Below are 12,785 nucleotides of genomic sequence, written 5' to 3'. Positions count from 1 at the left end.
AAAAGGGATATGGGAGGAAAGAACATATCGGAGAATTACGGACCTGAGGTAAGCAAGGATGAAGTTACATTTCTTAGTCATTCTCTTGCAAAGGGAGAGGAGGCATTTGAGAGCTGCCATATAAAAGGGGTTATCTTTGACTGCTATGAGACCCTTATTGACATTCATACTGACGAGCATAGCCTGGAGACATATAAAGTACTGAGCGCATGGCTTGCCTATCAGGGAGTGAAAATCGAGCCCGAAAAGCTTTGGGATACGTACATGTTTAAGGTCAGACAGAAAATGGAGATTTCCAGGGAAGTGTACCCAGAGATCAAGGTAGAGGAAATCTTTGCAGAGATCTGCCGGGAAAATTCGGTCTGGAATATTGACGAAAACAGCCTGGGAGTAGAAGCTTCAAGGGTCTTTCGGGCAGCTTCTATAAGGAAACTCCGGGCTTTCCCTCAGAGCATCAAACTGATTGAACATTGCATAAACATTCCCAAATGTGTAATCTCCAATGGGCAAAGAGTTTTTTCTGAACTGGAACTCAGGTTTCTCGGGCTCCACGATTATTTTGACTTTGTTATATTCTCATCGGATGTAGGGTATAAAAAACCTGACCTCAGGCTTTTTATGACTGCGCTCAAAAGGATGGGCCTTGAACTCGAACCAAAATGTGTCATGTCAATAGGAGACTCTGACGAAAACGAGCTAGCGCCTGCAAAAAAACTGGGAATGCGCACCATGAATATTAAAGAAGCCTGGGAGCAATTCGGATTGACAGATTGATTCCATAAAATTTTCTGTCTTTAAAAAAGTAATATTGGGAAGAAGATTCGCTCAGTGATTCTCCCAATCATTCATATTTACTGTTCTCTTATTTTTCTTCCTGCACATTTTTTATCCTTCACACTTTTTATGTAAACTGCCAGAAATCCTCAGGCAATACCTGTAAACTCTTTTCTTCGAACAGACGGATTCCACCAGACCACAGCGGAGCGGTATTTCCTGACACATGGACCTTCTCCGGAGTCACGATACAGTGCCTCTCGAATAGTCTCCTCAACTTCAGGTGTGACCTCTGTGTAGATTGAGTAGAAAACCCTGTACATTCTGAGCATGTTCTCAGGTGACCTCAGACTTGTATAATTGATAAACCTAACATGAGGGACTCTTCCACACGTGTAAAGGAGATTATAGATCAAAGGGTATTCCGGGTACTGAGGATGAGGTGTATTACCCATGATTTTCTTCCAGAGTTCGGCTTCAAATGTCTGCCCTGTGCCTACCCCACAAACCACACAGCAGTGCCCCTGTGTAACCTCTTCCATCCGGCTTATCTGGGTCATAATGTCACGAAACATCCATATGACTGTTGAAGTGATAGTAAGGTCATACCGTCCCCTGATATCTTCGATGTTCACATCCTGCCAGATTTTTGGGATAATATCATAGTTATCCACTCCGGCTTCCACAGCATTTTGAGAGATCATATGGATCATTCCCTCTGCAGGCTCAATAGCAGTTATATGATCAACTTTCTTTGCAAAGGGTATTACAAACGTTCCCGGACCTGCACCAACTTCAAGGACCCTTGAACGAGGAGAAACAACTCCATGTAGGGCAAGTGTAGAGTATACTGACTCTCCGAACTCGTAATTATTTGTCCGCCTGGATTCTGAATAATCCTCTGCCCTTTCATTCCAGTCATTTAGTTCATAGTCCCTGAACATAATTTTAGACCGGGTATCATAACTGTCTTCCCAGCATCTGACCCAGTCTACAGGAGCTGTAAGTGAGCCGGAAGTCATGCTACCTTCCACCATAGTAAACCCATCCTGCCTCTAACCTGATACATGCCCTCATTAGCGTGATTGTGCACGTATTCCTGAATAATCTCTCTGTCCCTAGAGTCCAGAGGCCGATGTTTCTCAACAAGTTTCTCAACCGAAGTAACTGCCGAGGTAACCGACCGATTAAGTGTGTAATCGATCACATCAACGTTCGGGTACACTCCAGAATCATTGAGAATATTGAAAACTGTGATAAACTGATCAAATTCACCCTCATTGATCCCAAGAGCTTCCATTAGTTTGAGGGTCTCTGAAGGAGCTTCAAATCCATGAGCAAGACAACAATACCCTCTGGATACTGCTTCCATCCGTCGGATCTGCGAAAGGATGTCCGAAAATTGCCAGAGCGCATGACAGCAGATAACCAGATCATAGTTTTTCGGATAAGCTGCCTCATCCACTTCCTGCCAGGTCTTAAGGATTACCTCAACATTGGAAATCCCTCTGTTCTGCGCATATGATATCAATGCTGCTGCCATCTTCTCCGCAGGCTCGACAGCGGTCACCCGGCATACCCTCTCTGCAAATGGTATCGTTATTGCTCCTGGGCCTGATGCGATATCTAAAATATGCCAATCCTTCTGCAGCAGCCCTTCCTTTTCAAACAGGTTGAGAATATTCCGTCCATGATTACAGTCACTTGCCAGTACCATATCAGAATAATCCTCTGCCCTTTGATTCCAGTAGTTTGTGGTAGAAAGCCTATTCATCTCATCGATGCCTGCAGCCCAGGCTGTCTCCCAATCGATCTGCATAACCATATTATTCCTTCAAAAATGTTAATTAACTAAAAATTAGTATTAAGATATAATAACTTATTTGTTTATTATAGTGAAATATATGAAAAGAAATATAAATAGTAACAACATACACCCTGTAATTGTCATAACAAAAGATACGCAGATGTAGCAAGATGACCATGATTCTTGATGTTCAACAGCTGTATGTACATTTTCCCGTTTCAAGCACCGTCATCCGGGCAGTTGATGGGGTTGACATTAACATCGAACAGTCCGAGACACTTGCAGTTATAGGAGAGAGCGGTAGCGGAAAATCGGTACTGGGTCTGGCGCTACTAGGGCTGTTGCCTGCAAATTGCACTGTAAACGGAGTTATACGATATCATGGAGAGGATCTTCTAACCCTTTCTGAAACTGAACTTGAAATGATCCGCGGCAGAAAGATTGCATGGGTTCCTCAGAACCCTACAGGAGCAATGAATCCTTCTATGACTGTGGGGAAACAGATTGGAGAACCGATCTCTCTCCATATAGAAAAGGATAAAAATAAAATTAGAAAGAAGGTCCTTGAACTTCTCCAATTTATCAGAATAGCTCCCCCAGAGGAAAGAATAGACTCCTATCCTTATTCATTCAGTGGTGGAATGCTTCAACGCTCACTTGTAGCTATGGGAATTTCAGGCCACCCGGAAGTGCTTATTGCAGACGAACCTACAAAGGGTATAGACATAATGAATAAGCAGGCTATCACCTACCTTCTTCGGATTTTACGTGATGAAGGAATTACTCTGATTATCATCACACACGATCTCCCATTTGCCAAAAACCTCGCGGACAGGATTGCAGTTATGTATTCCGGGAGGATAGTGGAAATCAGAGGGAGGCGGGAGTTTTTTGACGGGCCACTGCATCCTTATTCCAGAGGGCTACTTCGTTCGCTCCCTGAAAACGGTCTTCACCCTATACCATCCGGAACAGGAGATTCAGAAGAAAACGATGGAGGCTGCAAATTCCGGTTTCGATGCACATCTGCAATAGAAAAGTGCAGGGTCGAACCTCCTCTAATTCATCTTCTGGAAGGGTCGGCTGTCAGGTGCTGGCTGTATGATTGAAGGGAAGAAAGCGCATGATTGAAGGGAGAAAGTCGCATGATTGAAGGAAGAGGCCTGACCAAGATATTCGCTCCCAATTCCCCAGGAAAAAACAGGATCATCGCTGTTGACAATGTAAATATCAGGATAGAAGCAGGAGAAACCCTTACTCTTGTAGGAGAAAGCGGATGTGGAAAGTCTACTCTCTCAAGACTGCTTCTCTTGCTTATTCCTCCAACACGGGGAGAGATATTCTTTGAGGGCCAGGCTCTTACGGGGATGAAAGAGAAAGAGCTCCGTTCTATCCGGAAAAAAATTCAAATTGTACCTCAACAGCCTGAAAGCTCCCTGGACCCCAGGTGGACGATAGCTTACTCAATCTGCGAACCTTTCCGCATACATCCTGAGTCGTTGCGCGGAAGGCCGATGGAAGAAGATCTAAAAAGGCTTCTTAGGCTCGTTGGGCTCGAACCTGAGCAGGCAGCCAGATATCCTCACCAGCTCAGCGGTGGAGAACTGCAACGTGCTGTTATTGCTCGTGCTATCGCACTTGAGCCTTCACTTCTCATATGTGACGAACCGACTTCAATGCTCGACGTGTCTACCCAGGCATCTATTATACACCTCCTGAAAACACTCCAGCAAGACCTCGGATGTGCCCTTCTCTTCATTACTCACGACCAGGGGCTTGCACACGCTATTGGTGACAGGACTGCTGTAATGTTTGCCGGGCAGATAGTAGAAGAGGGGAAGGATATTCTGGACAGGCCATACCACCCATTTACCCGCAGAATCACATCAATCTCTGATTCCGATTCCTTGCCACCATCTGAACCTCAAGGGACAAAGGTTCCAGGTTCATGCGTATATTATCAATTCTGCCCGAAAAAGACAGAAAAATGCCTTCACAGCCCTGAAATGATGGAATACGAAGATAGACGGGTGCGTTGCCATAATTTTTCGCCTACTTGATTAATCGTACACTCTCGATATCCCCTAATAGGTTTTAGCGGTACAACCACAATTCCAGGGTGCTTCCCCCAATAAATTATCCTGGATTGTCCAACAAATCATCCTGGATTGTTCAACAAATTATCCTGGATTGTTCAACAAATCATCCTGGATTGTCCAACAAATCATCCTGGATTGTCCCACCAGGTTACCCAAAATTAAGATGATAACTCCAGAGTTTTCTATATATGTAAATTTTTGTGGAGTTTGATGTTGATACATAACAGTATCAGGTGTGATTGGTAAATATGAAAAGAAAAGAGGGAATTCTCTTTATTTTACTGGTTCTCGTTGTCCTGGGAGCCGGCTGTACAGACAAAGAACAAAAAGGAGATAATCAAACATTGTCCATCTCAGGCCAATGGAGTCCCACCTCTATTGATCCTCACATATCGGGGACTGTTCCTCAAAGGCTCGGGTACGTAGAAACTCTCGTAGGAGTTGATTATGAAGGAAAGATTATCCCAAATCTTGCAAAATCATGGGAAGTCTCCAATGATGGAAAAAAATGGACATTCAAATTGAGAGAGGGCGTTCTATTCCATGATGGGACACCTTTCACAGCCGAAATAATGAAAAAATCTCTTGAAAGGTCCTTTATCCAGTCGGCATCAACATTCGGAAAAATTCCTGTAACATCAATTGAGGTTCCTGATGACCTGACATTAGTAATCAACCTTAATTCAACTTTCCCTGCACTTCCTGCTTATCTTTCCAAAGGAGAAAGTGCTGCTCTTGCCCCCGGATCTTATGATGCAAGCGGAAATGTCACAAAGCCTATCGGCACAGGGCCTTTCATCTTTGAATCCTGGAAACCGGAAGAAGAAATTGTCATTGTTAAGAATCCCAATTACTGGGGACACGTTGCTTCAGTTGATAAGGTGGTATACCGGATAATTCCTGAAGTACTTACAAGAAAGATGCTCCTTGACAGTAAGGACATTCAGATAGCAATGATTCTTTCTCCTGATGTTGCTGACAAATATACAGAAAAGGCTGATTATACGGTCCTTGAAGAGCCGATTGCTCGTGTAAGGATGATAACGTTCAATACAGAAAAGGAACCCTTCAACGATAAAAAGGTACGTCAGGCTGTTAATTATGCTATAGATCGGGAAGCAATAGTGAATTCTGTCCTTTACGGATACGGAACCACAGCATCAGGACTTTTCCCTCCTCAGTTTTACTGGGCAAACAAGGATATTGCCCCTTATACTTACGACGTGGATAAAGCAAAAACACTCCTTGATGAAGCAGGATGGACCGACTCGGATGGTGATGGGACCCGTGATAAAAACGGCAAGCCTATGAAGATTACATTAGTTACTTATTCTGAAAGAGCAGAACTGCCGTCGATCGCTGAGGTGATCCAGCAGCAGCTTAAGAAAGTAGGCATAGAGACAGAACTTAAGGTCCTCAATACCGATGCCGCAAATACCCAGAGGAATAAAGGAGATTTTGATATTTACCTCGTAGGAAGGGGACTATTTTTCGTACCTGATCCTGATGAGATAATGATGACGGACTATCATTCAAGTGGCACATCAATCGACGGTTGGGGAGCATATCGCTGGCACAACGATACTGTAGATCAGTTGATTGAGCAGGCCAGAACCACTTCCGATGAAGCTGCCAGAAAAAAACTCTATGATGAAGTTCAGGCAATTGTTGTCGAAGAAGCGCCGGTTGCGTATCTTAACTACTACGTTAATATCGACGTCACAACTTCGAACATAAAGGGATATCGTCTCCATCCTACAGAGTGCTCTTTCGACCTTCAGAATGTTTCAATTTCCTGATGTGGGTATTCTACCCACCACTTTTTCATTTAAAAGAGTTTGAGTAAGAATGATACGTAGAATTATACTGAACCGTCTGTTTCAAATGATACAGGTCATGGTAGGGATATCTCTCATCACTTTTACAGTAATTTCTCTTTCACCAGGGGACCCAGCTGAAATTACGCTCAGAGCTACTCTTGGTACCGAAAGTCCACCTAAAGAGGCAGTAGCCATACTTCATAAAGAGATGGGGCTTGACGACCCCTGGTATGTTAGCTATCTAAAATGGATTTCAAGGGTTGTGCATGGAGACCTGGGATATTCCTATCAGACAAAAAGGAGCACTCTTGAAGAGATCAGATATGCTCTGCCAACGACCTTCTATCTAGCCTCTCTCTCAATGTTATTCTCGGCTATCATAGCTATCCCGCTTGGAATTGCAGCAGCTCTGAGACAGAACGGTCCTGTAGATCATCTCTGCAGGCTTACTTCAATAGTCTGCCTCTCGAGTCCTGAGTATTTTATTGCTATAGTCTTTATGCTCATCGGAGGTATCCATCTTGGCATCTTTCCGGTTGCAGGAACAGGAGGAATAGAATATTTCATCCTACCGTCCCTTACCCTTTCGGTTGGCCTTATTGCAATTACAGCGCGTATCATGAGGACAAGTATGATTGAAACGCTTGAGCAGGATTATATAAGGACAGCACGTGCAAAGGGGCTCAACCGCAGAAAAATTATTCAACGACACGCCCTAAGGAATGCACTTCTCCCGGTCATTATATACATGGGAACCCAGTTCGGATGGATTTTCGGAGGGGCAGTTACCATTGAAAGTATTTTTGCACTGCCAGGACTTGGGAGACTTCTTGTTAACTCTGTTTCTTCGATGGACATCATGGTGATGCAGGGATGTATGCTCACCTTCGCGGTGATTGTAGTGCTTATTAATCTCTTTGTCGACCTTGTTCAGTTTTATCTTGACCCATCAGTCCGGGCTCAGGGAGAATAATGAGGAGAATATATATGGAACACTCATACTTTGATGAAAAACTGGCAGTTTCCGAAATGAAAAGAGTATGGGGAGTTTTGCGGAGCAATATAACGCTTACAATAGGAGCCCTGCTGTTTATTCTTATCTCCGTGATGGCTTTAATGGCTCCGGTGATTTCCCCGCATGACCCTGCAGAGATGCATCTTGAAGAAAAGTTATCTCCTCCATCAGCATCTTTTCCCCTTGGGACGGACCAGTTTGGAAGGTGTATTTTAAGCCGTATATTATATGGTGCACAGACTTCATTCTTCATTGCCGTTATTTCAACTCTAATTATCGTGCCTGCAGGAATTGTCATAGGAATGTATGCAGGTTATTTCAGCAGGTGCGATGCTTTCTTGATGCGATTGGCAGATATCTTTCTTGCTTTCCCCAGTATAGTTCTTTCAATTGCGATTGTGGGAGTTGTAGGCCCAAGTCCTGCAGGAATTATTCTATCACTTTCCATTCCTGGCTGGGCAAAGTATGCACGATTAATCAGGGGATCCACTCTGTCGCTGAAAAATAGCGGGTTCGTTGAGGCAGCCAGGGCAATTGGAGCATCTGATAAATACATTCTTTTCCGCCACATTCTTCCCAACAGTTATGGACCTATTATTGAGATCGCAACGCTTGGATTGGGGTCCAAGATTATTTCAATTTCCGGGCTTGGATTTTTAGGGCTTGGGATTCAGCCTCCTACCCCGGAACTGGGAACAATACTGAAAGATGGACTTGTATACCTTCAGACTGCACCTATGATGGCTTTATCTTCAGGAAGCATGATCATGCTGTTTGTTCTTGCAGTAAATCTCATCGGTTCCGAACTGAGATCTATTACAGATCCCCGGTCTGATACGATAGAATTTTAACTGGAAGGCAAAGGAAATAAAAACGAAAAGTTCAACCTCTAAAAATTCGTTTTTATCCTAGCGACAGCATTTCAACCTCTAAAAATTATTTTTTGCCCAAAATTATGATGATTATGGCTTTTCCAATTAATGTATAAAAACAAAATAGGAAAAAATATTTGCAGTATCCGGTTCTTTTGCAGTATCCAGTACTTGCAAAAAGTTTCAGAGTAATTAGCCACTTTGAATAATTAGCCACCTTTATACATTGATATCTTATTGTACTCTGACAAATTTGTTTTTTCGGATAAAAATGCAATCAGCAAAATCAAAAAGTATATTCCTGTAAAATACTGGATAGGCATTAAAAAGTAAGAAATCTCCACTCTATCCAAAACCAGATATATTTAAATAATCGCAAGCACTCTAAACCCCAAGAATTCTTACACTATTTCCCAATCATGGAGTGTCTTTATGACAGAATCAGAAATCCCAAAAGAGTATAATGCAAGTGAGGTTGAGGAAAAGTGGATGGAGAAGTGGGACCTCTCCATGTACCATTTCAACTGGGGAGAAGACCCCCGTCCCCAATATATTATCGACACCCCACCTCCTTATCCTACAGGTAATTTCCATATCGGAAACGCGCTTAACTGGTGCTATATCGACTTTGTTGCCCGATACAAACGTATGCGCGGGTACAATGTAATGTTCCCACAGGGCTGGGACTGTCACGGCCTGCCAACCGAAGTCAAGGTTGAAGAAATTCATAAAATAACGAAAAACCAGGTCCCACGGGCCGAGTTCCGCAAGATGTGCAGGGAACTGACTACAGGAAATATCGATAAGATGCGCAAAACAATGCTGCGCCTGGGCTTTTCCGTAGATTGGAGTAACGAATTTATTACTATGGACCCTTCATACTTCGTAAAAACGCAGAAATCCTTTGTCAGGATGTATAATCATGATTATATCTATCATGAAGAACATCCTGTCAACTGGTGCCCCCGCTGCGAAACTGCCATTGCTTTTGCAGAAGTCGAGTATGAAACAAGGCAAACAAAGCTTAACTTCGTCCATTTCGACAAGGTAGATATTGCAACCACCAGGCCGGAACTTATGGCAGCCTGTGTTGCAGTTGCAGTAAACCCTGAAGACAAGCGTTACAGCCAGTATGTAGGTCAGGAAATTACAGTCCCGCTCTTTGGCCAGAAAGTGACTCTAATTGCCGATGAGGATGTTGAGCCTGAATTCGGTACAGGCGCCGTAATGATCTGTACTTTTGGGGATAAGCAGGACGTACGCTGGTGGGTGAAATACGAACTTCCCCTCATAAAGGCCATCGACAAACAGGGCAAGATGACAAAAGCGGCAGGCAAGTATGAAGGCCTGAACATTGCCGAGTGCAGGGAAGCTGTCATTGCAGACCTGAAAGCTGCAGGTTTCCTCTATGACCAGAAATCTCTTGAGCAGAATGTCGGGCTCTGCTGGCGCTGTGACACCCCGATTGAAATTCTTTCGGAGCCCCAGTGGTTCGTAAAGATCGACAACGACGGCATCCTGAAAGCTGCAGATGAGATCAAATGGTATCCTGAATACATGAAAGTCAGGCTTCAGAACTGGACAGGCACAATGGAATGGGACTGGTGCATCTCCAGACAGAGGATCTTTGCAACCCCAATACCAATCTGGTACTGCAAGAAGTGCGGGGAAGTAATGGTTGCAGAAGAAAGCTGGCTTCCTATTGACCCGAATGAGGCTGTCCCAAAGAAAGCCTGCGCCTGCGGATCAACCGAGTTTGAGCCTGAAACCGATGTCCTCGACACCTGGATGGACTCCTCTATCACTGCATTACACGTCACGGGCTGGGAAAGCGAGCACGAACTCCGCCTGCCTGCGCAGATCCGTCCACAGGGTCACGATATCATCAGGACCTGGGCCTTTTACACAATCCTGCGGAGCCTGGCTCTTGAAGGCAAGAGACCCTGGGACTCTATAGTGATTAATGGTATGGTGCTCGGGCCTGACGGACATAAGATGAGCAAGTCCCTTGGAAACGTTATCTCTCCTGAAGAAGTAACCACACAGTACAGCGCCGATGCTTTCAGGCAGTGGGGCGCAGTTGGTGGCTCCACAGGTTCGGATGTAATGTTCCGCTGGAAAGATGTGGTTTCAGCTTCTCGTTTCCTTCAGAAACTGTGGAGTATCTACCGATTCTCAATGTCTCACTTGAAAGACTTCGGACAGGATGATGCTGACAAATTCCCGACTGACTCCCTCCTTATAATTGACAGGTGGCTGCTGAGTAAACTCAACAGGCTTGTAGATACCGCAACAAAGGAGCTTGATGATTACCAGTTTGATTCTACTTTCAAGGCCATAAGAGGTTTTGCCTGGGAAGTTCTTGCTGACAACTATCTGGAGCTCGTAAAAGGCAGGCTTTATGGCGATGAGCCCGAAGGCAGAAGAGCAGCTCAGTATGTGCTCTACAGGACAATAAAAACGCTCTCGCTTCTGCTTGCGCCTTTTATACCCTTCTTTGCAGAAGAGCTGTACTCCAGGTTTAGTGACGAAAGCGTCCATGAACAGGCCTGGCCAGCAGTTGATGAAAGCTTCATAAATGAAGAAGCTGAAGCTGCAGGTGAATTGATTAAAGAGATCACAGGTGAGGTCCGCAGATACAAGTCCGAACTGGGAATGGCACTTAACGCTCCCCTGAAAAAGCTTGAGATATACAATACAAATATTGACACAGGAGATCTCGCAGGTGCCACAAACTCGAAAGTTGAGTTGATGAAAGGGGCTCCTTCCTTTGAATACGTACCAGTAGAAGTTAAGCCCAATATGGGTATCCTGGGCCCCAGATTCAGAAAAGATGCAGGTGCTATCGTGAAAGCTCTCAAGGCTGAAAGTCCTGCTGCAATTGAATCCCAGGCAGCCTCAGGAAAAATAACCGTTAATGTAGACGACAAACCGATCGAGCTCGAGCCCGAAGCCGTAGAGATAAAGAAAGAAGTGATTTCCGGCGGCAGGGAAGTTGATGTGATCGAAGTCAGAGGTGCGGTTGTTGTAATCGTAAGGTAAGCTTTTGCTTACCTTTTTATGAAAACTTCGGTATTCGGACGATGCTTATTATTTCCAGCTTTTTACTAATAGCTGAGGTATGATAATCTGGGGCATGAAAAGCTGGGGGTACGAAAAGCCGGGGGTATGAAAAACTGAAGACAGGATATCCTCCGGTTCGATTCCCTTAACTCAAACTCCTTCTTTATGAGTTATCATAGAATAGACTCTGCACAGGTTTTCTATACACAGGTTTTCTATGCGCAGGTTTTCTATGCGCAGGTTTTGATTTGGCTCCTTGATTTTTAAGATCAACGTCACCAATTAAAGATTGAGTTTATGAAAACTCTGCCTACTAATTTCATCTTTATGTGACAATTACTTAATTCAAATTTCGGCCTTAATTCTGCACGCCGGCTGTTCAACTGATTTTCTCAGATTTTTTCTCATTCTAAAATATCATTTTCAAAGATGAAAAATAGACTCACAGTGTATAATATTACGAACAAATCCAAAGATGTCCAGCTTAAATTGAGGATTTCTACCAAGCCGAACTCTCAAATATGGGCATTCACAATTAGCCATAAACTTTAAAAATTTTTGTTACAACAAAAGTTCAGGTTAGATTAAAAGTGTTGAAGTGGATATATTATTTTATGTTGCAATCGAGTTAGTTAATCATGTATAAGTATCTAAATTTTGCCAGTTAATATAAAGAGAAATAGAATTATTTTATGCAAGTTTTCAATGTGAAACTTTATATACATCCAGGTAATCTGTTTCAGAAATGTATTATTCAAACCTGGAGTTTTTATGACAAAAGTCAAAAAAGTATTATTGCTGCTAAAAAATATGGTGTACGAAAGCACCAGCCCTAAGGAAACTCTCAAGTTTGCGAAGTACTACAGGAGTAAAGGGCTCGACGTGCTGGTTATTCTGTGGGGGCCTATGGGGGTGCTACTTGCAAAGAAAGATAAAATAAGAGGATCGCCCAAGTACGATGACACTGTACAGGAATGTATAGATATGGGAGTGCAGTTTCGGTGCTGTCAGCTTGCCTCGGATATGATCGGGCTTAAAAAAGAAGAATTGATCCCTGGAATCGACTTTATCTGCTCAAAAGAGGTAGCGGAACTCTTTCTGAGATACACTGAAGAAAACCAGTTAATCATTACTTTCTGAGCCTTACAAATTCTAAAATTAAATGAGATGTTTAAGCAATAACAGCCTTAAGCAATTACATGTGTTTTATTGCAGCTTTTTCTAAGTCAGGTTTTCTTCAACCTAATAATTCTAGCCTGCCCCCAACCTGTCCTTCTACGAAATATAAACCTGAAACCGGCTTATAGAATATGTAATTTCCACTTCATTCAATTT

The 12,785-nt window shown here is 43.5% G+C and carries 10 protein-coding genes; 8 read left to right on the top strand and 2 right to left on the bottom strand.

The annotated features are described in order from the left end of the window. The first annotated feature begins 9 nt into the window (after positions 1-9). Positions 10-774 (top strand): HAD family hydrolase, encoded by a 765-nt coding sequence (locus MSKOL_RS06065; RefSeq protein ID WP_048119397.1) that lies wholly within the window; start codon positions 10-12, stop codon positions 772-774. 149 nt (positions 775-923) lie between these two features. Here MSKOL_RS06065 and MSKOL_RS06060 read toward each other — a convergent pair whose 3' ends face one another. Further along, positions 924-1,796, bottom strand: a complete 873-nt coding sequence (locus tag MSKOL_RS06060; RefSeq protein ID WP_231592485.1) for a class I SAM-dependent methyltransferase — start codon at positions 1,794-1,796, stop codon at positions 924-926. Continuing rightward, positions 1,793-2,599: a class I SAM-dependent methyltransferase gene (locus tag MSKOL_RS06055; RefSeq protein WP_048158187.1), complete on the bottom strand. Its 807-nt coding sequence runs from the start codon at positions 2,597-2,599 to the stop codon at positions 1,793-1,795. Before MSKOL_RS06055 ends, MSKOL_RS06060 begins: the two co-directional genes overlap by 4 nt. Positions 2,600-2,751: 152 nt before the next feature. Here MSKOL_RS06055 and MSKOL_RS06050 point away from each other — a divergent pair, with 152 nt between their 5' ends. The 7 genes from MSKOL_RS06050 (at position 2,752) to MSKOL_RS06020 (ending at position 12,590) form a co-directional block, all read left to right on the top strand. Further along, positions 2,752-3,690, top strand: coding sequence for an ABC transporter ATP-binding protein (locus tag MSKOL_RS06050; RefSeq protein ID WP_082091044.1), 939 nt, complete (start codon positions 2,752-2,754; stop codon positions 3,688-3,690). Between the two features lie 36 nt (positions 3,691-3,726). Next, the gene (locus MSKOL_RS06045; RefSeq protein ID WP_048154369.1) at positions 3,727-4,641 is read left to right on the top strand and encodes an ABC transporter ATP-binding protein; all 915 of its coding nucleotides are present in this window, start codon (positions 3,727-3,729) and stop codon (positions 4,639-4,641) included. A 287-nt stretch (positions 4,642-4,928) separates the two neighbouring features. Continuing rightward, positions 4,929-6,479 carry an ABC transporter substrate-binding protein gene (locus tag MSKOL_RS06040; protein ID WP_048154366.1) on the top strand — a complete coding sequence of 517 codons (1,551 nt, stop codon included), beginning with the start codon at positions 4,929-4,931 and terminating at the stop codon, positions 6,477-6,479. A gap of 49 nt (positions 6,480-6,528) precedes the next feature. Continuing rightward, positions 6,529-7,473: an ABC transporter permease gene (locus MSKOL_RS06035; protein WP_048154363.1), complete on the top strand. Its 945-nt coding sequence runs from the start codon at positions 6,529-6,531 to the stop codon at positions 7,471-7,473. A 14-nt stretch (positions 7,474-7,487) separates the two neighbouring features. After that, on the top strand, positions 7,488-8,366 hold the full coding sequence (locus tag MSKOL_RS06030) for an ABC transporter permease (protein ID WP_048158185.1): 879 nt from the start codon (positions 7,488-7,490) through the stop codon (positions 8,364-8,366). 453 nt (positions 8,367-8,819) lie between these two features. After that, positions 8,820-11,429, top strand: a complete 2,610-nt coding sequence (locus tag MSKOL_RS06025; protein ID WP_048154360.1) for a valine--tRNA ligase — start codon at positions 8,820-8,822, stop codon at positions 11,427-11,429. A 792-nt stretch (positions 11,430-12,221) separates the two neighbouring features. Then, entirely contained in the window at positions 12,222-12,590 is a 369-nt protein-coding gene (locus MSKOL_RS06020; RefSeq protein WP_048119379.1) for a DsrE family protein, read from the top strand. The last annotated feature ends 195 nt before the right edge of the window (positions 12,591-12,785 follow it).

The sequence above is a fragment of the Methanosarcina sp. Kolksee genome, assembly GCF_000969945.1.
Lineage (GTDB): Archaea > Halobacteriota > Methanosarcinia > Methanosarcinales > Methanosarcinaceae > Methanosarcina > Methanosarcina vacuolata.
The sequence above is the reverse complement of the archived record's forward strand: the minus strand, read 5'-3'. Positions and strand labels throughout refer to the sequence as shown.

Excerpts from the sequence above, each read along its gene's own strand:
- MSKOL_RS06035 (WP_048154363.1), top strand. The coding sequence starts at position 6,529 with ATGATACGTAGAATTATACTGAACCGTCTGTTTCAAATGATACAGGTC.
- MSKOL_RS06030 (WP_048158185.1), top strand. The coding sequence starts at position 7,488 with ATGGAACACTCATACTTTGATGAAAAACTGGCAGTTTCCGAAATGAAA.
- MSKOL_RS06045 (WP_048154369.1), top strand. The coding sequence starts at position 3,727 with ATGATTGAAGGAAGAGGCCTGACCAAGATATTCGCTCCCAATTCCCCA.
- MSKOL_RS06055 (WP_048158187.1), bottom strand. The coding sequence starts at position 2,599 with ATGGTTATGCAGATCGATTGGGAGACAGCCTGGGCTGCAGGCATCGAT.
- MSKOL_RS06025 (WP_048154360.1), top strand. The coding sequence starts at position 8,820 with ATGACAGAATCAGAAATCCCAAAAGAGTATAATGCAAGTGAGGTTGAG.
- MSKOL_RS06050 (WP_082091044.1), top strand. The coding sequence starts at position 2,752 with ATGACCATGATTCTTGATGTTCAACAGCTGTATGTACATTTTCCCGTT.
- MSKOL_RS06065 (WP_048119397.1), top strand. The coding sequence starts at position 10 with ATGGGAGGAAAGAACATATCGGAGAATTACGGACCTGAGGTAAGCAAG.
- MSKOL_RS06040 (WP_048154366.1), top strand. The coding sequence starts at position 4,929 with ATGAAAAGAAAAGAGGGAATTCTCTTTATTTTACTGGTTCTCGTTGTC.
- MSKOL_RS06020 (WP_048119379.1), top strand. The coding sequence starts at position 12,222 with ATGACAAAAGTCAAAAAAGTATTATTGCTGCTAAAAAATATGGTGTAC.
- MSKOL_RS06060 (WP_231592485.1), bottom strand. The coding sequence starts at position 1,796 with ATGACTTCCGGCTCACTTACAGCTCCTGTAGACTGGGTCAGATGCTGG.